Source organism: Sphingomonas koreensis (assembly GCF_002797435.1).
Classification (GTDB): domain Bacteria; phylum Pseudomonadota; class Alphaproteobacteria; order Sphingomonadales; family Sphingomonadaceae; genus Sphingomonas; species Sphingomonas koreensis.
This window is the reverse complement of record NZ_PGEN01000001.1, coordinates 2,675,798-2,702,154: the sequence shown is the minus strand read 5'-3', so window position 1 is coordinate 2,702,154 and position 26,357 is coordinate 2,675,798. Positions and strand designations below refer to the sequence as shown.

The 26,357-nt window shown below is 63.9% G+C and carries 22 protein-coding genes; 15 read left to right on the top strand and 7 right to left on the bottom strand.

The genetic code is table 11. The annotated features are described in order from the left end of the window. Positions 1 to 84 precede the first annotated feature (84 nt). On the top strand, positions 85 to 849 hold the full coding sequence (locus BDW16_RS12900; protein ID WP_066571969.1) for an AraC family transcriptional regulator: 765 nt from the start codon (positions 85 to 87) through the stop codon (positions 847 to 849). A 16-nt stretch (positions 850 to 865) separates the two neighbouring features. On the opposite strand, the gene BDW16_RS12895 is transcribed toward BDW16_RS12900, so the two are convergent. The 5 genes from BDW16_RS12895 to BDW16_RS12875 all read right to left on the bottom strand — a co-directional run bounded on the left by BDW16_RS12895 (position 866) and on the right by BDW16_RS12875 (position 6,211). Next, a complete protein-coding gene (locus tag BDW16_RS12895) occupies positions 866 to 1,360 on the bottom strand; it encodes a Csu type fimbrial protein (RefSeq protein WP_157926343.1) in 495 nt (164 codons plus the stop codon). Positions 1,361 to 1,444: 84 nt separating this feature from the next. Next, positions 1,445 to 1,987, bottom strand: coding sequence for a Csu type fimbrial protein (locus BDW16_RS12890; RefSeq protein ID WP_066571979.1), 543 nt, complete (start codon positions 1,985 to 1,987; stop codon positions 1,445 to 1,447). Between the two features lie 20 nt (positions 1,988 to 2,007). Next, complete coding sequence (locus BDW16_RS12885; protein WP_157926342.1) at positions 2,008 to 3,042, bottom strand: Csu type fimbrial protein; 1,035 nt, start codon at positions 3,040 to 3,042, stop codon at positions 2,008 to 2,010. Beyond that, on the bottom strand, positions 3,033 to 5,432 hold the full coding sequence (locus BDW16_RS12880) for a fimbria/pilus outer membrane usher protein (RefSeq protein WP_066571985.1): 2,400 nt from the start codon (positions 5,430 to 5,432) through the stop codon (positions 3,033 to 3,035). Before BDW16_RS12880 ends, BDW16_RS12885 begins: the two co-directional genes overlap by 10 nt. A 23-nt stretch (positions 5,433 to 5,455) precedes the next feature. Continuing rightward, a complete protein-coding gene (locus tag BDW16_RS12875; RefSeq protein ID WP_066571988.1) occupies positions 5,456 to 6,211 on the bottom strand; it encodes a fimbrial biogenesis chaperone in 756 nt (251 codons plus the stop codon). A gap of 592 nt (positions 6,212 to 6,803) precedes the next feature. Between BDW16_RS12875 and BDW16_RS12870 the strand changes: the two genes are divergently transcribed. The 13 genes from BDW16_RS12870 (at position 6,804) to BDW16_RS12810 (ending at position 22,681) form a co-directional block, all read left to right on the top strand. Further along, the gene (locus BDW16_RS12870; protein WP_198585790.1) at positions 6,804 to 7,400 is read left to right on the top strand and encodes a helix-turn-helix domain-containing protein; all 597 of its coding nucleotides are present in this window, start codon (positions 6,804 to 6,806) and stop codon (positions 7,398 to 7,400) included. Between the two features lie 69 nt (positions 7,401 to 7,469). Beyond that, positions 7,470 to 8,675: a glycine C-acetyltransferase gene (kbl, locus tag BDW16_RS12865; protein ID WP_066571996.1), complete on the top strand. Its 1,206-nt coding sequence runs from the start codon at positions 7,470 to 7,472 to the stop codon at positions 8,673 to 8,675. Then, positions 8,672 to 9,751: an L-threonine 3-dehydrogenase gene (gene tdh, locus BDW16_RS12860; protein WP_206432814.1), complete on the top strand. Its 1,080-nt coding sequence runs from the start codon at positions 8,672 to 8,674 to the stop codon at positions 9,749 to 9,751. Before kbl ends, tdh begins: the two co-directional genes overlap by 4 nt. 400 nt (positions 9,752 to 10,151) lie before the next feature. Then, a complete protein-coding gene (locus tag BDW16_RS12855) occupies positions 10,152 to 11,495 on the top strand; it encodes a tyrosine-type recombinase/integrase (RefSeq protein ID WP_066572002.1) in 1,344 nt (447 codons plus the stop codon). Between the two features lie 107 nt (positions 11,496 to 11,602). Beyond that, complete coding sequence (locus BDW16_RS12850; protein WP_066572005.1) at positions 11,603 to 12,322, top strand: hypothetical protein; 720 nt, start codon at positions 11,603 to 11,605, stop codon at positions 12,320 to 12,322. Continuing rightward, positions 12,313 to 13,023 (top strand): HNH endonuclease, encoded by a 711-nt coding sequence (locus BDW16_RS12845; RefSeq protein WP_100362759.1) that lies wholly within the window; start codon positions 12,313 to 12,315, stop codon positions 13,021 to 13,023. The genes BDW16_RS12850 and BDW16_RS12845 overlap by 10 nt, the downstream gene beginning before the upstream one ends. A 253-nt stretch (positions 13,024 to 13,276) precedes the next feature. Then, a complete protein-coding gene (locus BDW16_RS12840; protein ID WP_066572009.1) occupies positions 13,277 to 14,383 on the top strand; it encodes a DNA cytosine methyltransferase in 1,107 nt (368 codons plus the stop codon). Positions 14,384 to 14,403: 20 nt separating this feature from the next. Next, positions 14,404 to 15,477 (top strand): DUF262 domain-containing protein, encoded by a 1,074-nt coding sequence (locus BDW16_RS12835; protein WP_066572011.1) that lies wholly within the window; start codon positions 14,404 to 14,406, stop codon positions 15,475 to 15,477. After that, positions 15,477 to 16,232, top strand: coding sequence for an MAE_28990/MAE_18760 family HEPN-like nuclease (locus BDW16_RS12830; RefSeq protein ID WP_066572018.1), 756 nt, complete (start codon positions 15,477 to 15,479; stop codon positions 16,230 to 16,232). The genes BDW16_RS12835 and BDW16_RS12830 overlap by 1 nt, the downstream gene beginning before the upstream one ends. Continuing rightward, positions 16,123 to 16,635: a very short patch repair endonuclease gene (locus BDW16_RS12825; RefSeq protein ID WP_255265756.1), complete on the top strand. Its 513-nt coding sequence runs from the start codon at positions 16,123 to 16,125 to the stop codon at positions 16,633 to 16,635. Before BDW16_RS12830 ends, BDW16_RS12825 begins: the two co-directional genes overlap by 110 nt. A gap of 312 nt (positions 16,636 to 16,947) precedes the next feature. After that, entirely contained in the window at positions 16,948 to 17,925 is a 978-nt protein-coding gene (locus BDW16_RS12820) for a sigma-70 family RNA polymerase sigma factor (RefSeq protein WP_157926341.1), read from the top strand. 92 nt (positions 17,926 to 18,017) lie between these two features. Further along, positions 18,018 to 20,975, top strand: a complete 2,958-nt coding sequence (locus tag BDW16_RS12815; RefSeq protein ID WP_198585789.1) for a helicase-related protein — start codon at positions 18,018 to 18,020, stop codon at positions 20,973 to 20,975. Next, the gene (locus tag BDW16_RS12810; protein ID WP_066572026.1) at positions 20,972 to 22,681 is read left to right on the top strand and encodes a hypothetical protein; all 1,710 of its coding nucleotides are present in this window, start codon (positions 20,972 to 20,974) and stop codon (positions 22,679 to 22,681) included. The genes BDW16_RS12815 and BDW16_RS12810 overlap by 4 nt, the downstream gene beginning before the upstream one ends. Here the strand turns inward: BDW16_RS12810 and BDW16_RS12805 are convergent. After that, positions 22,678 to 24,378 (bottom strand): nuclease-related domain-containing DEAD/DEAH box helicase, encoded by a 1,701-nt coding sequence (locus tag BDW16_RS12805; protein ID WP_164519409.1) that lies wholly within the window; start codon positions 24,376 to 24,378, stop codon positions 22,678 to 22,680. The genes BDW16_RS12810 and BDW16_RS12805 overlap by 4 nt on opposite strands. 131 nt (positions 24,379 to 24,509) lie before the next feature. Then, a complete protein-coding gene (locus tag BDW16_RS12800; RefSeq protein WP_066572033.1) occupies positions 24,510 to 24,812 on the bottom strand; it encodes a hypothetical protein in 303 nt (100 codons plus the stop codon). A gap of 292 nt (positions 24,813 to 25,104) precedes the next feature. On the opposite strand from BDW16_RS12800, the gene BDW16_RS12795 reads away from it, so the two are divergent. Further along, positions 25,105 to 26,301 (top strand): hypothetical protein, encoded by a 1,197-nt coding sequence (locus tag BDW16_RS12795; protein WP_066572036.1) that lies wholly within the window; start codon positions 25,105 to 25,107, stop codon positions 26,299 to 26,301. The last annotated feature ends 56 nt before the right edge of the window (positions 26,302 to 26,357 follow it).

The following is a 26,357-nucleotide window of genomic DNA, read 5'->3' as shown; positions in this document are numbered from 1 at the left end:
CGGTCGGTTGCCGGCGTGCCCCTACCAAGCGGAAACTGTTCCCGCTTCGTTGCGTGAGCCATTCATTTCTGAGAATGGGACAGGATGGATTTCTATCCGGACGAGAATGACGATGTCGCGCGGCCAGTGATCGCGATCGGCCACGCCTTCCCGGACTCGTTCGAGCTGGCCGAGCATCGCCATCGCCGCAGCCAGTTTCTCTACGCGGCGACCGGGGTGATGGCGGTCAGCACCCCCGACGGCGCCTGGGTCGCGCCGCCCGAGCGCGCGGTCTGGATCCCTGCCGGCACGCCCCATTCGGTCCGGATGGTCGGCGCGGTCCAGACGCGCAGCGTTCTGGTCGAACCAGGAGAATGTCCGGGGCGAGGCGAAAAATGCCAGATCGTCGGCGTTTCGCCGCTGCTTCGTCACCTGCTCTCGGCTGCCGCCGGCGTCGCGCCGGACTATGAGATCGACGGGCGCGACGGCCTGGTGATGCGCTTGCTGATGGCGGAGATCGATCAAGCGCCGATGATCCCGCTGGCGGTCCCCTTCCCGACGCACCCCGCGCTTGCGCGGCGATGCCATGCCTTTCTGGAACGCCCGAGTGCCGCCGCGACGATCGACGAATGGGCCGATGCCCTGGCGATGAACCGCCGCAGCTTCACCCGCCTCTTCCGCCGCGAGACGGGGATGAGCTTCGCGGAGTGGCGCCAGCAGGCCTGCCTGTCGGTGGCCCTGCCGAAACTCGCGTCGGGAGAACCGGTCACGTCGATCGCCTATGATCTCGGCTATGACGGGCCGGGCAATTTCTCGACGATGTTCAAGCGCGTGCTCGGCGCGCCGCCCAGCCGTTACAGGTCGCCGTGAAACAGATCAGGTGTTCCTAATAGGAAACGGTGACCGTGAGCGTGTCGCTATAGTTGCCGGGGCGCGGCAGCGTCTGGCCCGACGGGATGCGTCCGAACACGGTAACGATCTGCAACTGGCCGTTACCGGTGTCGCTGGCCGGGCCGGCGCCGGGCGTGCCCGCTACGGTGGGGAACGGGACGGACCGGCCGGCGTCGGCAAAGATGTCGTAGTTGAGCGTGTCGGCCTGCGACGCATGCTTCATCCGCTTCTGCGCGCCCGCGGCATTGATGCCGTCGTCGGTGTGGAGAACCCAGGGCGTCGTGGCCGTGCAGACCAGGCTGACCGACCCCTGATTGTCGATGTTGGCGACCGCCTGATCAACCGTCCCGAACGCAAGCGTCGACGTCGATGTGATGTTACAGGATGACAGCACCTCTGCTGTTACATCCAGCGATCCGGTGTCCTGAGCGAATGAAGGTGTCGCCGATGCCATCAGGGCAACTGCGCCAATCACAGTCATCTTTTTCATTTCTTCCATCCTATCCCGAAATCAACTGGTGCACTTCTCCATGTCTTCATTCTTGTGAGTCGCATTCTGACTCAAACATGTGAATCAATAGGTAACGGTGATCAGAACGGTATCGGCATAATTGCCCAATACCGAAGGAACCGCAGTCCCCGCTGCGATCCTTCCATAGACGGTGTGATTCTGGTTGGCGCTCGTACCCGTGCCATTGACCCCGCCGCTGCCGCCCGTCGTGCTCGTCCCGCCCGTCGCGTCCCAGATCTCCGCATAGGCGTTGGTCTTGTAGAGCTGGTAGGGGAGCCGGCCGGCACCATTCGCCATCTGGCGATTGCCGCTGCCGGGCGCGACCCGGTTGGCGCCGTCACCGATGTAGATGGTGTAGCTGGCACCCGTGCTGCAGATGACGGTGATCGTGCCCTGCGCGGTCACATCGGCCGCAAGCGTGCCGAGACCGCCGATCGTCCCGAAGGCGATGGTCGGCGTCGCCACGAGATCGCAAGTCGCCGTGACCGTCGCGGTGACCGTGCCGTTTCCCGTCACCGTATCGGCAAAGGCCGGTCGCGACTGAACGGTGCAGGCAAGCACCACCAGCGCGAGCCGGGTTCCGTTTCGTCTGGCCGTATCGAACATGCGCGCTCTCCGGATGATCGTCAGTAGGTCACGGTGATCACCACCGTGTCGGTGTAGGTGCCCGGCACGGGCAGCGTGGTTCCTGCAGGGATCGATGCGTAAACCGTCTTGCTCTGCGGCGCCCCGGTGCCCGGATCCGAAACCCCGCCGCTGCCGCCGATCACGGCGGTACCGCCGGTCGCGTCCCAGACCTGGGTGCGCGCGGCATCCTTGAACAGCTGATAGGGCAACCGCGCTGCGCCCTGCGCCATCTGGCGGTTGCCCGATCCGGGTGCGACCCGGTTCTGCCCGTCGCCGATATAGATGGTGTAGGGCGTGTTGCATTCGACGGTCACGGTGCCCTGCGCGTCGATCCGGGCTGCGGTCGGGCCGATGCTGGTGACGTTGTTGAAGTTGATCGCTGGCGTCGCGTTGAGCGTGCACATCTTGGGTACGACGAAGTTCGCGGTGTAGTTGCCGAAAGCCTGTGCACCGGTCAGCGCGCCGAAAAGGCCGCACAGACCAAGCAGCGTCGTCGCCGTCTTGGCCTGATAGATGGTGAAGCTGTTGGTATAGGTTCCCGCCATCTTCCCGCTGGCGGCCCCGGCGGGGACGACGCTGGTGATCGTCGTCGATGTCGATGAGGGGCCGAGTGCCAGCAGCGCGCCATAGGGTCCGTACATCCCGCCCGCATTGTCCATATCGGTAATGGTTACGCTGTGCGCGGGAATGGCGGCATCGAGGCGCATGGTGACGCTGTTCGATCCATTGACGGCGCTGCGCGTATAGGTCGCCCCGACACAGACATTCTGACCGTCAAGCAGTCCGTTGCACGTGATCACGAACGGGAAGTCGATCCGCGCCTCGTTGCCGAGATTGGCGACGGTGTAGGTATAGGTCCGGTTCTGCGACGCGCCCGAGCTGTTGGTGCAGGCCGCCTGTGCCGGTGTTGCCGTCAGCAGCACCGGCAATGCCAGGAGGGACCCGGACAGCGCCTGTGTGCCAAGGCCGAAGGCCGACAGGATGGCGATCAGCCGGCGCGGCAGAGAGCTAGGCTGCGTGTCTGTTACTGGCATGTCAGGGGTCCGATCCTTGTCTGCGGTGACCCGCCATCCCGATAGGAGAAGGTGGCGTGGCATTGCCCGGCGATGCCGCGATCGACCGTCACTCGATTGACCGGCCCGAGGCCGCGCAGATAGACTTCGCCGTCATAGCCGATCACGGCAGTCTCACCGCCCTCGACGGCGGCGACATAGCCCGCCTCGATCGGCCGGCCGGCGCCGTCGTGGAGCACGACCAGGGCGCTGTTGACTCGCCGGGTGCTGAAATCGACGACCGCACCCTGGCGATAGCCGGAGACGGCGATCCGCTCGGTCGCGCCGGCCTCCCAGCCATCGGCCATGGTGGCCGGATCGAGGAAGATCTGTTGCGGATAGTAAGGCACCACATCGGGCAGCAGGACCCGGCCGGCATCGTTCGTTTTCCCCATCCGGACGCCGCCCTGAAGCACCTCCGTGCCAGGGCCGGCATTCTTCACGATGACGAAGCCGTCGCCGATCCGATTGGCCAGGAACACGCCGCCGCCTGCGGCGACGACCGAGCCCTCCATCTCGAGGCTGGCCAGCCAGTCCTCGCCCGACTGAACGATGCGCGCCCGGACCAGCGCCTCGGGAGCACGATAGCTGACATAGGCGCGGCGCGTATCCTCACCGTCCAGGATGGCGCGGTTGGAAAGGCCCCATCCGACATCGCCCTGGCGTTGCCCGGCCAGCCCCTCCAGCTGCGTTTCAAAGGCGGTGCGCCCGCCGTCGCGCTCCGCGCTCGCGGTCAGCATGGTCGATCTGCCGATCCGGATGTTCAGCATCGCGAAGGCGCCGAAGCTGTTGCTGCGATCGAGATCGGAATAGGCGCTGACATAGGCGGTGACGCGGCCCGAAATGGGCCTGGAGAGCGACATGTTGGCCAGACGCTGGCCGCGATTGCGATCCTGGATGTCGTTATAGTTGAGCGACACGGATGTGCCGCCCAGCACGGGCCCGAAGGACAGGCCGGCACGGGTGATGGTCGTCGCGCGCGCCGGCGCCGATGCCAGATCGTCCGACCCGGCGATGCCGCGGCGCTGCCGGTCCCGCACCATCGCGACGCGGGCAAGGTCGAAATAGTCGCCGAAGCTGCGTTCCGTGCCCGCGAAGAGGATCAGCTGGCCGATGCGCCCTTCCGCCTTCACTGCCATGCGGGCGCCGTCATAGCCTTTGTACCGGCTGCCGGAGACGGAAACGGTCAACGCGCCGTGACCGCCCAGTCCCTGGACGATGCCGACCCCGCCATTGACGAGGCCGTCGATCGCACCCTCGACATGACCTTCCACCGTCGTGGCGCCCGTCAGGCCGTAGCGAACCGATGCGGATCCGGAGAAGTTGCTGTCGTAGCTGAACGACGCGAAACCGAAATCGCGGCGGGGAAACCCGAGGTCCAGCGAATATTCGAGAAGGCCGGGCCGAAGCTGCGAGGAGACATAATAATAGTCCCGCACGATCTCGACCTGACGCCCGTTCAGGTCGGTCGTCACCAGCCGGACCTTTCCGCCGGAGACCTGGGGCAGCGACTGGATATCGAAGGGCCCGGACGGAATCTCTCCGGAGAATATCCGCTGCTGATCCAGATAGAGATCGAGGGTGGACGGCAACGCCGCCGATCCGGCGAAGCGCGGCAGCGGCGTGGTGACGATATCGGGACGCTGTTCGAACGCGCTGGCGATCTGAACCCCGCCCAGCCGCACGCTGTTCGACCAGGGCAGTGCGTTCGAAACGAAGTCGCCGACCGCATAGGAACGGACTGCCTCCGGATCGATGAGCCGCCAGCCGCTCTCAAGCCGCACGATGCCCTTGCCGTCCCAGCGGCTGTCGCTGTTGAAGTTGAAATCCGTGGTGAGGGCGCTGCCGCCGATCATGCCCCGGAAACCCGCCGTACCGGCGACGGCTGTTCTCTCCCGCGTCTGGGTCGCATAGATGGCGTAGTTGACGATCGCGCCCGGGGTCGAGCGAAGCTGGCCGGCATCGAACGCACGCCGGCCGGTGCCGAGTTCGATCCGATAGGGATCGAGCGACTGCTCGCCGATGGTGAGTGCGATCGTCTGGCTGGGCTCGTCATACGCGAACCTCAGCCCCGGGATCGCCGAGAGCGCGACCAGATCGTCCTTCACCATCCGGGGATCGACCTGGACGCGAAGCGCGCGCAGCTCGCTGGCGCGCGCAAGCAGGCTCTTGTCCGGCAGTTTCAGCACCGTCAGCAGGACGCCGGTCCGCGCGCTGTTGAGCATCACCGCGAGCAGGAGCGTTTCCCACTCCGTCCGTTCCGGCGCCGACGCGGCCGGCCGGCCGGCGTCGAGACCGGCGGCCAGCGCCGCGCAGGGCAGCGAAGCGGCGTGGATGCCGGCAAGGACAAGAAAGGGCCGGGAGCGTCTCACCGCCCGGTCTCCGCCCGCCCCTCTCAGCGCCTGCCGACGACGATGGCGGCCTTGACGTCGAGCGCGTCGTTCTTCGCGACGAGGCTGACGCTGTCGCCGTCGCGAAGCCGCGCCCCTGCGCCCGGCGCATCGACGGGGAGAGTGAAGACCCGGGTCGCTCCGCCCAGCACATAGCCGTTGAGCCCCCCGCCAAAGCTGAGCGGGTGCCCCGACGGGGTCTGAAGCATCAGGTTGACGATCTTCGCATGACGCTTGCCCTGATTCTCGGCCCGGACATGCACCCCAGCCTCGTCCTGCCAGACGGCCCATTTGAGTTCGGCCATCGCCTTCGCGTCGGTCACGAAGACAGGGAGGGAGTTGCGCAGCACCATCTTGACGCCCTGCCCCGTCGTGCGGGGATCGTCGGGTTGCGGCAGTTCGTCGATCAGCAACCGATAGGCCAGCTCGCCATTCACGGGGGCGATCATCGGCCGGGCGACGCGGATCGTGTAGGACGCCCCCGCGGGCACGGTGATCGCCGGCGGGCTGACGATCATGTCGTCGGTCCTGTCGAGCTGCTCCTGACCGTCCTCGCGCTCGGACCATTCGTAGATGCGGAGCTGAAGGTTGACCGGCCGATCGTCGGTATTGACGATGGTGATGGCCCCGGCCCGCTCGGTTGCCGTCAGATGGACCCCGATCGGCGAAATTCTAAGTCTGGCCGCCCAGGCCGGCGCCACCGGCACCAGGGCGGGGACGCATGCCGCGAGAACGAACGAAATCAGCGATGATCTGGTCATTGTCACCACTCCTCAACGAGGAAGGCGGCTCCGGACGAGGCCAGGAGCCACCGACGAGCGAGGAATGGGATGCAGGACCACCAATGCCGGCGGTATCCCGGCATTTTTTCGGATCGAACGCCATGATAACAATCCCGCTATTCATACCTCACCCATGAGCCGCCTGCCTGTCGCGGCTACAGGGGGAGAATTACCCAATATGGTAAATAAATATTTATTTCGGGTAGGCGGGTAAATTGATCGCTCCCGAATGGAGGTATCGATCACTTTGTAACAAGTACAGGCATCGCACGTCTAATACGCGACCGATAGAGTCCCGGGACCACGACGCCAATGGACAGACAGGAGAGCGGAAGTCGACTTGCGTATCGACTACAGGCCGGCATGTATCGCGAAGAAACTGAGGGAAGCCAACGCCGTCGTAACGTATGAAACACCGACATCCTGGCAGACCGGAGAGAAGGCGGCGACTCCCGGGCCGCGATCGCATCACCTGGACGGGCTCCAGACCAATCGCCGGCTTCGGGATCACGCGCTCCGAATGGCGACATTTCCGCCGGAATGCGGTAGCGGCAAGCAATGTCCATGAGAATTGCACGCCCCGTCCGCGCGCAACGGCACCGCGATGTCGTCTGACGGGTCGCCCCAGATCGGGCCCTTTATTCAGGCCTTTCGCAAGCGGCAGTCGCTGACGCTCGACGACCTGGCGCGGATGTCGAGCGTATCGCGATCGATGCTGTCGCAGATCGAGCGGGGTCAGGCGAACCCGACGCTCGCCACGGTCTGGTCGCTGGCCAACGCGCTCAAGGTCGACGTCGCCGAACTGATCGGCGTCACGGCCCGCGAAGCGCGCGACCAGATCGAGGTGGCGAGCGAGGCGTTCACCCCCGAGATCCGCACCGATGACGGGCTTTGCACGCTGCGCATTCTCAGCCCCGCAAATCACGCGGAGACGCTGGAATGGTATGAACTGCGGTTCGAGCCCGGCGGCAGCCTGGTTTCGCAGCCGCATGCCAAGGGAACGCGCGAGCATCTGACCGTGCTCGAAGGCACGTTCGAAGTCGAGGCCGGCACGCAGAAGGTCGCCGTGCCGCAGGGCAGCACGGCGCGCTACGCCGCCGATGTGCCGCACCGGATCACCAACAAGGCGAAACGCCGCGCCCGTGCGCTGCTGGTCGTCGCCAGCTAGATTCCAGTATAGTGGACTTATGGTCCATTATACCGTATTTGCGCTTTCTCAGGATGAGGGAGTGCCACGATGGCTGGTGGATTCTACGATCGTATCGAAGCAGAGCTGTCCGCAATCCGTGCCGACGGACTGATGAAGCCCGAGCGGGTGCTGACGACCCCGCAGGGCGCCGCCGTGCGCATCGAGGGCGGCCCCCCGTCGATGCTGAACCTCTGTGCGAACAACTATCTCGGCCTTGCCGCCGATCCGCGCGTCGTCGAAGCGGCGATCGCGGCCACGCGCAACTGGGGCGCCGGGCTCGCCTCGGTCCGCTTCATCTGCGGCACCCAGACCCTCCACAAGCAGCTTGAAGCCGAGACCGCCGCCTATCTCGGCTATGACGACGCGATCCTGTTCGCAGCCGCATTCGACGCCAATGGCGGCGTCTTCGAACCCCTGCTGAGCGCCGAGGACGCGATCGTCTCCGACACGCTCAACCACGCCTCCATCATCGACGGCGTCCGGCTGTCAAAGGCCAAGCGCTATCGCTACGCGACGTCGGACATCGCCGATCTGGAGCGAGTGCTGACGACCGCCCGCGCGGACGGCGCACGGACGATCCTGATCGCGACCGACGGCGTCTTCTCGATGGACGGCGCCATCGCGCCGCTGGACGAGATCGCGGCGCTCGCCCAGCGGTTCGACGCCCTGTTGCTGGTCGACGATTGCCACGCGACCGGCATCATCGGCGAAGGCGGGCGCGGATCGGGTGCGTTCCGCGGCGTCGCGGACAAGGTCGATATCCTCACCGGAACCTATGGCAAGGCGCTGGGCGGCGCGATGGGCGGGTTCGTCGCCGCGCGCCAGCCGGTGATCGACCTGCTCCGCCAGCGGGCGCGGCCCTATCTCTTCTCCAATGCGCTCGCGCCCGCCATTTGCGGCGCCAGCCTTGCGGCGATCGGGATCGCCGCTTCGGACGAGGGCGACGCGCTGCGCCGGCACCTGGCGGCCAACGCAGCATTGTTCCGTGACCGCCTCACCCATGCCGGCTTCGACCTGCTGCCCGGCGAGCATCCGATCATCCCGGTGATGCTGCACGACGCGGCCAAGGCGCAACGCGCCGCCGCCGAGCTGATCGACGCGGGCGTGCTGGTCGCCGGCTTCTCCTTCCCCGTGGTGCCGCACGGCAAGGCGCGCATCCGCACCCAGATGTCGGCGGGCCTGACGGCCGATCAAGTCGAACAGGCCGCGGACATCTTTGTTTCGGTCGGCCGCAAGCTGGACCTGATCCCGTGAACGCCATCCCAGCCACATCGCTGCCCCGCGCCGCTCACAGCTGCGCGACCATGCGCGGCCTCGCCAAGCTGCACGCGCGCGAAGGCATCTGGGAGACGGAAGCACCGGTGCCCACGCCCGGTCCCGACGATATCCTGATCCGCGTCCGGCGCACCGCCATCTGCGGCACCGACCTCCATATCTACAATTGGGACGACTGGGCGGCGCGGACCATTCCGGTGCCGATGATCGTCGGCCATGAATTCTCGGGCGAGATCGTCGAAATCGGGGAGGCCGTCACGCGCCCCCTGTGCATCGGGCAACGCGTGTCGGGCGAAGGGCATATCATCGACTTCGACAGCAGCGCGGCGCGCGCGGGCCGGTTTCACCTCGACCCCGGTACGGTTGGCGTCGGCGTCAACCGGCAGGGCGCGTTCGCCGACTATCTGTGCATTCCCGCCTTCAACGTGGTGCCGCTTCCCGACGACGTGTCGGACGATGTCGGCGCGTTGCTCGATCCGTTTGGGAACGCGGTCCACACCGCGCAGCAGTTCGACCTGATGGGCGAGGACGTCCTTGTAACCGGCGCCGGGCCGATCGGAATCATGGCCGCGGCGGTCGCGCGGCGCGCCGGCGCGCGGTCGGTGGTCATCACCGACATCAACCCCTATCGGCTCGATCTCGCCGCCCGGCTCGCCGACGTTCGGCCGGTCAACACGCTGGAAGAAGATCTGCGCGAGGTGATGGCGGCCGAGGGCATCGACGACGGCTTTGCCGTGGCGCTGGAAATGTCGGGCGCCCCGGTGGCGATCAACCAGGCGATCGGCGCGCTGCGCATGGGCGGCGGGCTGGCAATGCTCGGCATTCCGGGCGGGTCGATGGATGTCGCCTGGTCGGACATCATCCTCAAGGCGCTCACCATTCGCGGCGTCTACGGGCGCGAGATGTTCGGCACATGGCAGAAGATGTTCGGCCTGATTCGCGGCGGGCTCGACCTGTCGCCGCTCATCACCCATCGCCTGGATGCGCGCGATTTCCAGCAGGGTTTCGATGCGATGCGCGCGGGCCGCGCCGGAAAGGTCGTTCTGAGCTGGTAGGAAGCCGGGCGACGGCCATCAACCGTCGCCTCAATCCTGTTTCGGGTCCAGCCGGCATCGCCGATGCGGCGACGAGATTAAGAAGCGGACGGCCATCTGCGCAAGCGGCTCGCCTGGCACAGCGCCCCGTGACTGAAAAAAAGAAGCTCAATGCGAAAGATGGCGCACCCGACAGGATTCGAACCTGTGGCCTCTGCCTTCGGAGCCCAAAAAGCTGACCTTCGCTATGGTTTCTCTTTCCACGCTACTGCGCGATAAACCACAGGGATCATTCAGTTTTCTGGCGCCACTGCCCGAAGTCAGTATCCTACAACAGGTCCGAGCTTCCGCTCAGGTGCTTCCGTGGTGCTTCCGCGGGACAACCCTTGGAAGCGGTTTAGAGGCCGCGTGAGTAGGTCAAATGGTAAAGCTCAGCAAGCGCATCGTGGATCAGGCAGAGCCGGGTGCAGCCGACTATTTCATATGGGACGACGATCTGGCAGGGTTTGGCCTGCGGGTCTTCCGTTCGGGCAAGCGCAGCTACCTCGTCCAGTATCGCGCTGGCGGGCGGACCCGTCGCTTCACCATCGGCGCGCATGGGGTCTGGGCTCCGGAGGCGGCCCGCAAGGAGGCGCGTATCCTGCTCGGCCGCATCGCGCAGGGCGAGAACCCCGCCGAGCAAAAGCAGTTCGACACCAAGGCGATCACGGTCAAGGAACTCTGCACCCGCTACCTCGCCGACTGTGAGGCCGGCTTGGTGCCCGGGAAGGGAGGACGGCCCAAGAAGCCTTCCACGCTGAACATCGACCGGAGCCGCATTAGCCGACACATCCTCCCGCTGCTCGGCAATCGTCGGGTCCAAGATTTGACCCAGGCTGACATCACGAAGTTTCTGCGTGACGTGGCCAACGGCAAGACGCGGACCGACGTCAAAACGCGTAAGCATGGTCGCGCGATCGTGCGAGGTGGAATCGGAACCGGCTCGCGCGGCGTAGGCCTTCTAGGCGGCATTCTCACATACGCAATCCGCGAGGGCATCATCGACAAGAACCCGGTCCATGGCGTCCAAAAGCCGAAGGATCGCGTCCGCGACCGGCGCCTGACCGAGCGCGAATATCGGACCTTGGGGAGCCTCCTGGCTGCGGCATCGGACGACCCGCAGTTCGCGACGACCGCGAGGATGGTCCGCACTATCGCTATGACCGGGTGCCGCCGCGGTGAGGTCATCTTTCTCAAGAGCGGTGAAGTCGATCCAGAGCGGAGCTGCATCCGGCTAGTGGACAGTAAGGAAGGCGCGTCGACCCGCGCGATCGGGCTACCGGTCGTCGAGTTGCTCGAGCCGCTCATGTCGGAGGATGAGAGCGCTTGGGTGTTTGCCGGGACGGAAGAGGGCAAGCCGCTCATCGGGCTCCCAAAGCTCTGGGAGAAGCTGATTAGAGGCACTCCGCTCAAAGGCGTTACACTGCATGTGCTCCGGCACAGCTTCGCGAGCGTCGCCAACGATCTCGGCTTCACCGAATCGACCATAGCCGCTCTCGTTGGGCATTCGCGCGGCACGATCACCAGCCGCTACATCCACACGGTCGATACAGCGCTCGTCATGGCCGCCGACACGATCGCGAGCTACATTCAGGCGCTGCTTGACGGGGTGAAAGTCAACCGAACCAGCTACGCCCTAGACCGCGACGCCCGAAAAGCGGCGATGCAGCAGTTTCTGACGCAGAGTCTTGAAGCAGATCGGCCCATCTACCCGTTGGCGGCCTGATGCGCGGTCCCGGGTTTACAGTTGGAACCCGGCAGCTTGGCTCTTGCCGTACCATACACAGGCGCGCAATCATCGGAGATCGCCTGAGAGGCGCCGATGGAGGCGAAGTGGAGCGGATTGAGGAGTTTGTCGACGAACGGCAGAAGGCTTGGTGCATCCATTGCACGCGGTCGCTCGCAGAATGTGAAACGAACGAGGATCATGTCCCTACGAAAAGTCTGCTCAGCAAACCGCGTCCGCACCACCTGCCTGTGGTGACGATCTGTCGCGAGTGTAACAACGGCTTCTCACGGGACGAGCAGTATGCGGTGACCTTCATCAGCTGTGTGCTTGCCGGTTCGTCGGATCCCGAGGCTCAGAACAATCCAAGCGCGGCCCGGGCGCTCAGTGCGAGTCCTGCCCTTCGTGCAATGATCGACAAGTCACGGACCGAATACACGACACATGCTGGGGAGACGCGCTTGCTCTGGCGGCCCGATATGAGCCGCATCGACCGGGTGATTTTGAAGAATGCGCGTGGCCATGCCTATTTCGAGTACGGGGAGCCCATACTGGATGAGCCAGCTCACGTTTGGGCGCGGCCGCTCGAGAGCATGAGCGTTTCTGAACGCGACAGCTTCGAGGGATCAGATGGCCTGGGCGGCCTCTCCGCTTGGCCGGAAGTCGGTAGCCGGATGATGACGCGAGTGGTTACGGGCGAGGACATGCTGGGTGACTGGGTCGTCGTTCAGGACGGCGCTTACAGATACGCCGTCCAGCAGCATGGCGGCCTTCGCGTGCGCTCGGTCTGGGCCGAATACCTGGCGACGGAGGTGCAATGGGATTGATCGATCCGGAGCGCGCCGTTCAGCAGACCGATCTGATCTGGACGAAGCTGTCGAAACTGCGGAACGCAGTCGCCCAGAAGCGTTCGCGGGTGACGTGCCTGCGCCGGTGGAGCGAATTCATCCGCGAGCGTGATGGGCACCGTTGCGTCGATTGTCATTCGCGTAAGGGCCTGTCCGCGCACCACATCTCGCGGAAATGCATGTTCACGGGAGCAGAGTTCGAGACCGGCAACGGCCTGACGCTCTGCCGCGACTGTCACAAGGAGGTTCATCAGGGCTTCAATGGGCGACCGGATCTCTCGCTACCGGTCGATGCACAAGGCGGCGAGAAGCTGCGGCTCATGGAACGGCTCTACAGCATACTCGTCGATGACGCCGTCGATCGCGGACTGATGAACGACGAGCTCTATTTCCTGAGCGACGAAGTCCTTCAGACCTTCGGAAGGATGCAGGGTTACGACCAGCCAGCCTCTTTCCCGGGCGCCCGCCTGGAGCAAGCGTACCTTATGCTGGCCGAGCCGGAGCGGAATGTTCGTCAAGCCATCGGCGAAGCGAATGGGTTCAACCTTCCGAATGGACCGCTGCTGCCCGGTGGCATGGTTCTGATGTTCGAGACCGATACGAGGGCGCGATCGGGCTTCGCCATCCGCCGATATCCGGTCCGCACTGGCCGTGGAGGTCGGTCAGAGCGCTCCTCTTGAGTCGCTGTTCCCCAAATCTTTTGTGTTCCGAAGAACGGCATGTGCGCGCTCCCGCTTGCTCCACGGACCAGGCTGCTTCAGTGCATAATAGCGAGATTTTCCGGCCGCCGGACGGTTCCGTCGCCCTGTCGTTTGGTGCCAGATCGTGGTAGCCCTTCATCCGAAGCGGACCAATGTGGGGAACTCGTTAGGGCTGGCCTTTCGGGCGCATTTCGGCTAGGCAAAACGCCTCAGCTTCGTCTATTCGTAGCGTATGAATGGCGAAACTGCGCTCCATATTGAGGCTAACGGGCGATCGACCGCCGTCGTGGACCTGTTTTGTGGCGCTGGAGGCTTGGCGTATGGCCTGCAGGCGGCAGGTCTCACTGTCAAGGCTGGGGTCGATCTAGACCCAAGCTGTCGCTATCCGATCGAAAAGAACACTGGCGCGGAGTTCGCCCTCAAGGACATCTCCGAGCTGAAACCGGCAGAGCTCAGGCGCTGGTTCGGTGACGCGCAAGTTCGCGTGCTCGCGGGCTGCGCACCATGTCAACCGTTCTCCACCTACTCGCAAAGCCGAAAGTCCGTCGATCGCCGATGGACCCTGCTGAAGCAGTTCCAACGGCTAGCGCTCGCGGTAAAGCCCGAAATCGTCACGATGGAAAACGTCCCCGGGCTGGCCACCCAAGCCGTATGGAAGAGGTTCACCGCAGCCCTGGAGAAGGCCAAGTACCACGTTTCTTGGAGAGAGGTTTCTTGCGACGAGTTCGGAGTCCCGCAGAGCCGACGCCGCCTCGTACTGCTTGCATCCCTTCTCGGCCCCATAGAGCTAAGGCCGGTGGAAGGCGTTTTGAAACTCACGGTTCGAGACGTCATCGAGAACTTGCCGCCGATCGAGGCTGGCTCATCGGCTCCGATCGATCGGCTTCACGCAAGCGCCTCCCTGACCGCTCGCAATCTCGAACGTATTCGAGCGTCGCGGCCTGGGGGCACTTGGCGCGATTGGCCGGAAGACCTGCGCGCACCATGCCATCGCAAGATCACGGGTAAGACCTATCCGTCGGTCTATGGTCGGATGGAATGGGACAAGCCCGCGCCGACCATGACGACGCAATGCTATGGATTCGGCAATGGCCGTTTCGGCCATCCCGAACAGGACCGGGCGATCAGCCTCAGAGAGGCTGCGATCCTTCAATCATTTCCGCGAGAATACAGCTTCCTGGGCGAGGAGGACGACGTCACATTCGAGCGACTTGGCACCCTGATCGGCAACGCTGTCCCGCCCAAACTCGGCGAGGCGATCGGTCGTTCGATCCTGGCGCACATCGACGCTCTGGATAACGATCGTCCAACTCTCGAGGGCCAACTCGACCTGCGCTGAGGTCGGCAGCAGGATCTTTTATGGCTAGACGTCCCCGACCTCACCAAGTCAGCAGTGAACAGCTTGCATCCGCAGAAGCGGAGATCGTCGATCGTTCGCGTCGGATCGACTTCTACATGACGGAGTATTCCGTCGAGTTGCTCGCAGAAAAGATGGCTCGCGAAGAATTCGTGATTCCTGGATATCAGCGGGAGTTCACTTGGGAGCCGGCGCGGAAATCGCGCTTCCTAGAATCCCTGATTATGGGCCTACCCATACCCTTCCTATTCTTTTGGGAGATGGAGAACGGTAAGCTCGAAATCGTGGACGGCTCACAGCGGCTGCGTACCATTCAGGAATACATTCTGGGTGGCTTCGAGTTGGAGCAACTCGAGGAATTGGCGTCACTGAACGGCACCCGTTTTCTGGACCTTTCTCCTGCCCGACAGAGGAAGATCAAGAACCGGTCGATCAGAGGAATCGTTCTGAACGAACACGCCGACGATCAGGCTCGTTTCGATATGTTCGAGCGTATCAACACCGGCAGCAAAGTCGCGAACACAGCCGAGGTCCGCCGCGGCGCGTTGCGAGGGCCGTTCTTGGACCTGGTTCTCGAGCTCTCGCGGCTACCGCGCTTCGCCGAACTGGCTCCCGTCTCGGGCAAGTCGGAACGTGAACGGATTCGCGAAGAGCTCGTCACGCGCTTCTTCGCCTATGGCGACGGGCTGGAGGGCTACCGAGAGCGCCCCTCGCAATTCCTGTTCGATTACACCAAACGCATGAACGAGCGTTTTCAGGAAGATCCCGCATTGGCGCCAGCCTACCGGGAGCGGTTCGAGCGCATGCTCGATTTCGTTGGACGCGCCTTTCCCCAGGGTTTCCGAAAGCCGTCGAACCCGAACAGCACACCGAGAGCGCGGTACGAAGCCATCGCGATCGGCAGCGAAAAGGCACTCCAGGAAGACCCCGGGCTGTTCGTTGCCGTTCCGGAAACCCAGCCATGGCTCGATAGTCAGGAATTCAGCGAGGTCACGACCTCCGACGCAGCGAATACGCGGACAAAGCTCCTCGGTCGCATCGATTACGTCCGGCGAGGCCTGTTGGGGCAGCTTTGATGAGCGATCTGTCGGACCGGTTCGAAGAACGTTTCGCGGAGATCGTCGCATATCTCGACTTGATCGATGGTGTCGAAGCGCTCGTCCGTTCCGGCGTGCCGCGGCTGGGTGACAATGGCCCGACGATCACCGCCCAACAGCAGCGTATCCTCAACTCTGGGGTCTACCTTCAGCTCTATAATCTAGTCGAGGCGACGGTGACCCGGTGCCTCGACGCAGTCAGCAAGGCGGCGATGAGCCGCGCGGAATGGGCACCGGGTGATCTCACAGCAGAACTGCGAAGTGAATGGGTCAAGCATATGGCTCGCACCAACCTTCCGAGCGGGCCCGACAAACGGCTCGAGGATGCGATCTCCCTCTGCGACCACCTCGTTGCGGCGCTCCCGGTCGCAGAATTCGAGATCGAAAAGGGGGGCGGCGGCAACTGGGACGATATCGCCATCAGGAAGGTCGCCACTCGGATCGGCTTCAATCTGCGCGTCAGCCGCGCGGTAGAGCGTGAGGTGAAGCGTAAGATCCGGAATGACCTTGGCGCCATGGCGCTGATCGTGGATCTGAGGAACGGCCTTGCGCATGGGCGGTTGTCATTCGTCGACTGCGGTCAGGACGACGGTGCCGCCGAACTGCGCCAGTTGGCCGAGCGCGTTGCCGCCTACCTGCGCGAGGTCGTGGCCGCATTCGACATCTTTATCGAGGAACACCAGTATATCGTCCCCAGTCGAAGACCAGCCCCCGTCGCGATCGTCGCCGGATGACGCCATTTCGCCGGCTCGTTCGCGGCTCATGGCTAGGATCGGGCCCAAGGATACGAAGCCGGAGCTGATCGTACGCCGCCTCCTGCATCGGATGGGTCGTCGCTTCCGACTGCACCGACGGGACCTACCAGGCACCCCGGACATCGTCCTGCCCGGGCCCCGCAAAGCCCTCTTCGTTCATGGCTGCTTCTGGCATCGCCACCCCGGCTGTCGGAAGGCCAGTACGCCGAAGACAAGGCCAGCCTTCTGGACCGATAAATTCGAGCGCAACGTCGAGCGCGATAGTCGGAAGGAAAGCGAGCTTCGTGCTGCGGGGTACGATGTCCTCATCGTGTGGGAATGCGAAACGCGCGATGCAGGGGCGCTAGAGAACAAATTGCGGACGTGGCTTGCAATGAAGTAAGCCGGACAGGAAGGTGGGCGCTCGGGTGGCTAGCGGGGGCTAGGTTGTCGTGAGTCGTCGATCCTCTTTTTCTTCGAACGAAATCGCGGACATGGGTCGCGACCCGTTCACCAGCACTTGCGTCGGTTGCGATGCGGATCCGCAGTGATGGCGGAGGAACGGACTCTCGAACTAGTAAAGCGAAGGTTACTCGGAGACAGCGAACGGACCCAAGCCCCCCTGGTCCGATCCAGAGTCGACGAGATCTATCTCAAGTACGGCATAGCGCCTGATCAGGCCGCCGTCGTAGAACGTGAGCTCCTATCCGCGGGCGTGTTGATCGACGAGGAAGACGAGTCGGATCAGGAACACGAGGAAGGTGCCACGGCAACGCCTTCGACGACGTCGCCGACGTTCGCCGACGCTCTCAGCCACCTCATGCATCAGGCGAAGAAGCTGCCGCTCTTGTCCCGTCAAGACGAGCAGCGCCTCGGCGAGGCGATCCAGCGCGGGCTCGCCGTGACGCAGACCTCCGAGATGCCGCTTGATGGCCACACGGCACGCTTGGTCGCGAAAGCAAAGGAAGCTCGCGAGCGTCTGATCTCGTCGAACATCCGGCTGGTGGTCAAACTCGTGATGAGGCCCAACTTCCGATACCGAATGGATGTCGACGACTTGGTGCAGTACGGCATGATCGGCCTGATGCGAGCGGCCGAAAAGTTCGACCCCGATGTGGGCACCCGCTTCTCCACCTATGCGACGTGGTGGATCCGCCAAGCGGTGACCCGCGGCATCCACAATGACGGCAACGTCATCCGGCTGCCCGTCCATGTCATCGCGAGCATCCACCGCTTCCGGCGGACGCAACGTCAGCTGGGCTTGACCCAAGGTAGGCGCGAGCACGTCAAGCTCATCGCCGAGAGCCTCGGTTGGACCGACGACTACACGGCGCGAATCTCGCTCCTGTCGGAGATGAATGTCGTATCCTTGGATGCTCCGCTGGGCTCGGACGACGGCAATGGATCGACGCTCGGCGACCTGATGGCGGATACCGCGGACCGGCCCGACGAAGCAGTCGAACTCCTCGACATCAGAGCCGCCGTCCGTAGCTTGGTCGACGATATCCAGGACGAGCGGGCTCGTGACATCGTCAAACGCCGTTTCGGGTTCGACGGCCCGGACGAAACCCTGCAGGAGATCGGTGACCGCTATGAGGTCACGCGGGAGCGTATCCGCCAGGTCGAGGCGAAAACCCTCGACAAACTGGAGAAGCGGGCAATCGCCAAGGGGCTGAGAGGAAACTCGTTTTGACGGACTCGGAACACGCCGAACGCTACCAGGCGGCCGATCGATTCGTATCGTGGCTGGCTGACCGGGTCACGAACGATGCTCGCGGGAGCGGAGTGACCCAGATCGACGTCGATCCTCGTGGCTCCTACTGGTTGGGGCGCCTCGCGCCGCTGGTCGAGATCATGAACTCGACGCTCGGCGAACGTGCCGAGCGTCTGGAGCCGTGCGCGCTAGGACTGAGAGTGTTGCCTGCTCGGGAGCGAGTTACCTTCACAGCCATCGCGTCATTCGTCGTCTGGCGCCGTGTCGGTCAGCAGTGGCAGAAGCCGCCACGCATCCACGTCGAAGTCCCAGTCGAGCTACCCGACAAGGAGGGATCGGCCGAATGGGGACGGGCTGCTTTGTCCGACGCCATTGACGCGGTCGCGCCCGGCTCGGGACTGGCGGCGACGATCCGCACCGAGCTCTCTCGCACCCCCGATGGAAAGCGCGAGCTCTCGATCGAACTCGTCAACGACTCCGACCCCGACCACAAGAACGCCGGCGCGCACGCGAAGGGTCGGTTGTTCGAGTGCAGCTTGCAGGTTCGGAACCTCGCCACGCACGAGTATCTGCTTGAGGAGCTACCGGACAGCTTCCGCTACGATCGTCGCGTCGCCGCCTGGGGCCTGAACTCCGGCGTCGAGCGCGTCGGCGACGGGTTCGTCACGACCGACCTACCCGAATTCGAGAAGAAGCGACCTGTCTATTGGACGGTGCCTGCCGAGCAGCCGGATCTAAGTTTCCAGACCCTATCTTCCGACCCCATACCTCAACTGGAGCGGCTGCACGCGGAGCTGGACACCTGGGGTAAGGAGGCCTGGGCCATCGAGACCATCCGACGCTCCGCCCCGAGTTGGTCTGAGACACTCGAAAACGAGGTTCAGGCCGAAGCTCGGAGCTTCCGGGCCGAGTGCGACCGCATCGCAGCGGGGATCGACTTGTTGAAAGGGAACGCGCTCCTTGCCCGCGCCTTCCAAGCAATGAACGCCGCAATGAGTCACTCCGCCAATGGCAAGTACGACAGCTGGCGCCCGTTCCAGATCGGCTTCATGCTGGCGAACCTCCCGTCGTGCGTCGGCGACGATCAGGATGTTGCCGACATCGTTTGGTTCTCGACCGGAGGGGGCAAGACCGAGACCTATCTCGGCATCATCCTCACGGCTGCGTTCTACGATCGGCTGACCGGCAAGAGCACCGGAATCACGGCTTGGTCCCGCTTCCCGCTCAGGCTCCTCTCGCTGCAGCAGACCCAGCGTTTCGCCAACGCACTGGCCGGTGCGGAACGCGTCCGGCAGGCGCTGAACCTCGAGGGCGATCCATTCTCGCTCGGCTTTCTGGTCGGCGGGGGCGCGACCCCTAACGAGGTCAAGGAAAAAAGTCCCTGGGATCCCGACGACCCGACGATGCCCGACAAACTGCGCATGCTGAAAGTCTGCCCATTCTGTCGCAATGGCGACATCGAGATGCGGTTCGATTGGGCGCTCTGGCGTGTCGACCACATTTGCCGTTCTCCATCGTGCCCTTGGGGAAGCGACCAACCCCTTCCCATCCACGTGGTCGATACGGAGGTCTGGCGCGTGCTCCCGACCGTCGTTGTTGGCACCCTGGATAAGGCTGCGGGCATTTCGATGCAGGCGAGCATGCGCGGGATGATCGCCGAGCCGTCCGGCTTCTGCCCCCGACCGGGCCATGGCCACACCTACGCCACGCGCGCCAATCGTCCTCACGGGTGTCTCGTACCGGGCTGCACATCGCCGCGCGGTCCTCTACCGATGGCCAAGAACCGCTACGGCGTGGGCTTTCGGCTTCAGGACGAACTGCATCTGCTGCGCGATAGTCTCGGTGCGGTGGATGCCCATTACGAGGCACTCTACGACGACCTACAGCAAAGATTGTCCGGCCGACGGCCCAAGATCCTTGCATCGTCGGCGACGCTCAGCGGGTACGAGCGACAGAGCGATGTCCTGTACGGCCGAACGGCTCGCGTGTTCCCTCACCCGGAACCCAAGGTGGGTGAGGGCTTCTGGTCGGGCAAGGGCGAGCAGTCGATGCGCCGGTACTTGGCCGTCGCACCGAGGGGCCAGACGATCGAATATGCCCTTGATCGAATGATCGTCTCGCTGCAGCGCGCGATACGGGAACTCGCCGCCGATCCGGAGAAATCGGCGGCCGACATCGGCGTCGATCCCAAGCACATCGACTGGTTGATCAGCTTCTACGGTACCGATGTCGTCTACGGTAACACCTTGCGCGACCTAGACGCGGTCGTCCGTTCCGGCGAGACGCAGTGGGAAGACGTACCCCCGCCACGACCGAGGGTGGCATCGCTGACGGGTCGAACCGTCTTCACCGACGTTTCAGGAATGCTCGACGAGTTGGAGCAACCCGCGGCCGACTTCGCCGATCGCACCCACGTCGTCGTCGGCTCCTCAATGATGTCGCACGGTGTCGACATCGACCGATTGAACGTGATGGTCATGCTCGGCCTCCCGCTCACCACCGCCGAGTTCATCCAGGCAACGGCGCGCGTGGGCCGTACCTGGCCATCGCTGGTCTTCGTGGTCCACAAGATCGGCCGTGAGCGGGACGCCAGCGTCTATCGTACGTTCCGTCAGTTCGTGGACCAAGGCGATCGCTTCGTCGAGCCGATCCCGATCACGAACAGCAGCCGGCGTGTGCTTGAGCGCACCCTCGCAGGCTTGGCGTTCGGCCGGGTCTTGATGATGCACGAGCCGGAGGCGGGGACCAGCTTGGCCCTCACCCGGAAGCTACGAGATTACCTCGCATCCCGACCCGACTTCGAGGAAGCCGAGGTCGATGCGATCTGCGCCGCGCTCCGCTTTGACGACGATCGGACTCCGCTCCTGCGACAGGAGGTGAAGAACTGGTATCGGCACCTCATGACCGAGGTGCTCGACCCAGCGAATGCCGGACGGTTCGGGAATGAACTCGGCCTTCATGGTGGGCCGATGATGTCACTGAGAGATGTCGAAGAACAGGTCGAGGTATGGGGGCGTGATCCGTCGTGAAGGATAGCAGGAGCGCATCGCAGATTCTTTTCGGCTTCTTGCCGGAGCAGACCGTCGACGTGCGTGGTGGCGTCTGGAAAGTGGCACGGTGGCACGTCAACCAGATACTCGACGTCGATGCCGACGCCTTGCGCCGCGCTCTCATCACGGCCGCCGCCCCTTGGGAGGCGACGGGTCTGGACGGCAACTTCGTCCGGGCGATGCGCTCCGGCGCCGACGTGCGAGTTCATTCCCTCGACCGCGATCGCGGCGTGACGGTCGAGGCATTCCCGAAGAAGTGGCGATGCAAGAGCGAGGGATGCGGAAGGCTGCACGACACGCCCGGCGCTTCTTGTCCCTGCGGCACGAAGGCCCGTCACGGCCAACTGCCGTTCGTGCTGTTCCACGATGCTTGTGGCGAAATCCGCGAACCGTTCTACCCCGCCTGCCCCCAGCACGGTCAGGTTCGCATGCGCCTTCCGGGCACGGCCAACCCCACCGAGATCAGGCTTTCATGCCCGATCTGTAGCGCTCAACTGACCTCCGCGTTTCTCTACACCAAGTGTCGCTGCGGCCAGACGGGCTCACGCCCCAAGGGCGAGCTGATGGAGTTCAACGTCCACCGCGCCGCTGCAGTCTATGCACCCAGGGCGGTCGTGCTCATCAACCCGGCTTCGAAAGCACAGGCGCGTCGTCTCGCCGACGCCGGAGGCGACCGAGCGGCGTTGACTTGGGTCGCCGATGCGATGAACGCCGAATGGGTCGACCGTTTGGACGGCGGCGAAGCGGTCGCCATCCGACGGGAATTCGAACGCATGGGGCTATCGGAGAGCCGTATCGCGGCCGCGCTGACAGCCGCGGGCGTCGAGGAGAAGGCACCGCAGGAAGTGGTGTGCCCACCCGCCGTAGCGGAGCGCGCACGCTTGGAAGCAGGTCAGCTAGCGCTGGCAACGTCGGAGTCCCGTCTCACCGTCGCTCAGATGCTCGCGCGCGCACCTGCGTCCCTCAAAGACCGCTTCGGTCGGGTCTATCCGGCGGCGCTGGCGAGCGCCAAGGTCGAGCGGGTCGACTTGATCGACCGCTTCCCGATCCTCACCGGGCACTTCGGATATACCAGGGGAAATCAGGATCCAGGACAATCGCGGCTGAGGGTCTTCAAGGACAAGACCGCGTTCGTGGTCAACGGCGACCTTGGCGCGACCGAAGCGCTGCTCTTCCGCCTCGATCCGCGAGCAGTGCGCGACTGGCTGAACCGGCGTGGTCACGCACTGGAGCCTGCAACCGACTCGAGATCGGCTTACGAGGCGATCCTGCGCGCCGTTGGGCCCGATCCCGATGCATCACCGATCACGCGTGATGTGACGATCCTGGTCCACAGCATCTCGCACAGAACGGTCCGCCACTCCGCGTTCTTTGCCGGCATCGACCGGAATGCGTTGTCGGAACTGCTTTTCCCCGCGACGCTTTCGTTCATCATGTACGCAGTGCCGAGGGGAGGCTTCGTCCTCGGAGGCCTTCAAGCACTCTACGAGAACGATCTCCACGAGCTGATGACGCGCGTGGTGCACGACGAGTCTCGCTGCGCCCTCGACCCGGGCTGCGCGGCGAACCCGGGCGGAGCGGCATGTGCCGTATGTCTCCACCTTGGCGAGCCCTCGTGTCGCATGTTCAATACCGCCCTGGATCGGAAGGTCATGTTCGGCTCGCAGGGATATTTTTCGAACTAAGCCCAGTTCAGCGCGCGCTTGCGCTGGGGAGGAGCGATAATCCGTAGAACGGTTTTTGCACGGCTCATTCCGACATACGCCAGCTTGTCGGGGACATGCTCGCCGCTCTTTCCGAGACAGAGGACGACTGCTTGGGCTTCCAGTCCCTTGAACCGGGCAATCGTATCGACCGCGACTCCTACCTCTCCCAGAGCTGAGAAACATGCCGTCCCGACTGTCATGGAGCGGAGCTCACGTACGAGCCTCGCGTCCTCGACGAGCACGACCAGCTCGCGTTCGTCGAAGCCCTCGTCCAGCAGCTTCGCCACCTGACCGACGACGGCGGTCGCTGCACGCCGTTCATCCGAGAGGTCGATCCACACCGGCTCGGGTCCTTCGACGAGCTTGTCGGATGCCGGTCGTCTGACGATGTCGCCGACCCGCCGTGCGATTTGGAAGGTGTTCCGACAATTGGTGTCCAAGACGACATGCGGAAGTCGCGAAAGTCGGTCCGCGAGCCGCCCCCACAGATCCTGTTCGACGTCGGCGAACACGTAGAAGAAGACATCGTCCGCATCGCCGAGCTGCTCGAGAATCTCGAGCCAATCATCGGGGAAGTCCTGCCCTTCATCGATGATGATCGCGTCGAACTTCGTCGCAAGTGCACTCGCTGCCTCGAGAAGCAGAAGAGGCGCTTCGGTCGACCACCATTCGGGGCTGGGCGCCGCCGGCACCGTCAATCCCGCCCCTTGAGCTTGTGCGAAACAGAAGGCATGAAAAGTCGTACCGAGAAAACCCTCCGCCGCTCCCGCACGCTTTAACTCGGCGCCGAGCAGTTCGTTGTAGCAGAGCAGAATCGTCCTATCGCCGCGTTCGACACATTGTCGGGCCTTCTCGATCGCAAGCACGGTCTTACCCGTTCCCGGGCCGCCGGTAGTTAGAAGCCGTCGAAAGTTCCTGGTGCTGCGGAAGCCCCGGATCTGATCGTCGGTGAGACGGATCAACTTCGCGCTCGCCTCGTAGGCTCGATCCGATAAGCGTCGGCCGACGGAGACCGTCGGCGCGAGCAGCGAAACCGCGGACCGGATCTCGCTTGCGGTGAGGTTCGCCTTGACCTTCCAGTGCAAGACCAGGCGTTGGATCGCAGAGTCGATGTCGTCGAGGTCCTCGCCACCCAGCACGATGGCACGAGGGGCCGCCGGCCCGAGTTCGGGAAGCCGCCGGAGAAACGGGAAGACCACCGCGTGGCAGGTCGGCACGGCCTTGCCGAGCCGCGCTTTGAGAAACTTGTACAAAGCCGTCTTCGACGCGACCGCTTGCTCAAACGGATCGATATCGCTCGTGTTGCCGAACCTGTCGGTCGTCGTCCAATGCCCCGCGTCGAGGCGTATGTCGCCTCCCTTCGCCTCCAGAACGACTGCGCCGTACTGTGGATGAAGCAGAACGAAGTCGGCTTCGCCGTCGCCCTCGCGTTCCCGTCGGCGGCCCTGCCAAGCTACCGAATGAATGATCGTCCAATCTCCCGAGAGCCGATCCAACGCTTCCGCGGTCTTCACCTCGGAGTCCGGGTCGTACGCGGGAGAAGGTCTTGAGATCACATCAGGCAAGTCGAGCCTCGAATCATTTTCGCCGAGCTGTAGCGAGGATGTCGATCTGTGCCTTCGTCGGCCAGCATCGTCGAGCTTCTTCGGCCCCCCTTCGTATGGCAGCTCGGTCATCTGGCGCGAGCTCCGCACGGCCTGAACACAGGGCAGGACGATCGACTTACGCCTGTCGTCGATCCGAACACGACACCACTGGCCGGGCGGACCCCGCCCGCCCGGCATATGCAAATTGTGACACCCTGCCTTCAAGCGGCTTTTTGATTGTACTGCTTCCGCCGGTACGAGATCGCCGAGTCCGTGACCTCGAAGAAGCGAGCGATCTCGCTGTTCTTCGCGCCTTCCTCGAAGAAGCGATGGAGGCGCCGCTCTCCTGACGTCGTGAATTTTCCCTCGTCGTCGAGATAGCTGCCCTCCGCACCATGCCGCTCCTCGTGGAGCTTCCAGAGCTTATCGGCTACCTTCCGCGCTTCATCGATCGAGTCATTGAGCTGCTCCAGCATCGCGCGCTCCTCGTCCCGCGCATCAGCGATAGTCTTGGTTTTTAGCATGGAAAATCTCCTCAAAAGCCCTCACGCATATAAAGGTCTTCACATTCTTTGACAAGGACTTTTTATGTTTATGAAACGCCTTTCACTTTCTCGCTTGGTATCGTACCAGGCACTGTTGGCGCGAGGCCGAAAGGGGGGAAAGCCTTCCCCTTCGGCCGAGCCTGTCGTCTCGGCCGACCCCTTCTGCGGGGACACCCCGCAACGCCTCGAGAGCGAGAGGGCGGCGGCCGTCGCCGTGACGGGTTGAGGGTCGAGAGAGAGTCTCCCGGCCAGCCCGTCGCGGAGATGACCGATGACCGATATCAAAGTTCTGGACGCCCGCTCCAACCTGCGGGGTGGCTACAAGGTGGATGTATCGCGCGGTGAGCGCGTTGGGCGTGTATCTTCCGAGTGGTTCAACCGCCCGGCCGACGAGCGTTACCTCTCGCTGGCGGACCTGTTCGCCTCTGTTAAGAGCCGCAGCGATAAGAGCCGTACCCGCACCGTAGAGAGCGCCGCAGTTCGTGTGGAAGCCAGCCGCGATGACGCCGAACTCCTATCGCTCTTGCTGCCCGGATCGGACGAACCGATCGCACCGACCCATTGGAGCTTTGGTCAACTCGCCAGCCTCGTCGGCGCGCCAGGCGCCTATCTCCGCCAGCTCCCCGCCGCCTTGGCCGGGATCAACCTGCAATACGGCCTGACCTCGCATCGCGCCGAACAGATCAAGACGCTCGAGACCAACGACGGACGACTTGAGCTCCGCGCCGTGACCGGCCCCGACTACGGCCGCATCTACGATCACGAGCTGGTCGCGGCCGTCCAGCGGATCGCGGGCAACGGGACCGGCGACACGCGCTGGAAGGTGCCCGGCGTGCTCGACTGGTCGACAGGCATTTACAACCCGCGTGTCGATGTCACCCAAGACACGACCACGCTCTACGCCAGCGACCGCGATGTGTTCCTCTTCCTGGTCGACGACCTCAATCCGATCGAGGCCGGGCGGCTGCCGGACGGCTCGCCCGACGTCTACTTTCGAGGCTTCTACTGCTGGAACTCAGAAGTCGGCGCCAAGACGCTCGGCATGGCGAGCTTCTATCTCCGCGCGGTCTGCCAGAATCGCAATCTCTGGGGTGTCGAGGACTTCGAGGAGATCGCGATCCGGCACAGCAAGTACGCCGCCTCGCGGTTCGCGCACGAGGCCGCACCGGCACTGACCCGGTTCGCCAACTCCTCACCAGCACCGTTCATCGACGGCATCCAACAGGCCCGCGCAAAGATCGTCGCCCGCACCGACGAAGACCGATCCGACTTCCTGCGCAAGCGCGGGTTCAGCAAGGCCGAGACCGCCAAAATCTTGGAGCGGGTGCTGAACGAAGAAGGCCGCAAGCCCGAGAGCGTTTTCGACTTCGTCCAGGGCATCACCGCCATCGCCCGCGACAAGACCCATCAGGACGCCCGGCTCGACCTCGAAGGCCGCGCGAAGAAGCTGCTGGATCGCGCCGCTTAGCGGGGTCCGGGTTCCGTCCCAATCCGATCGCCTTTCTGCGGTCCATCCCTTCCTAG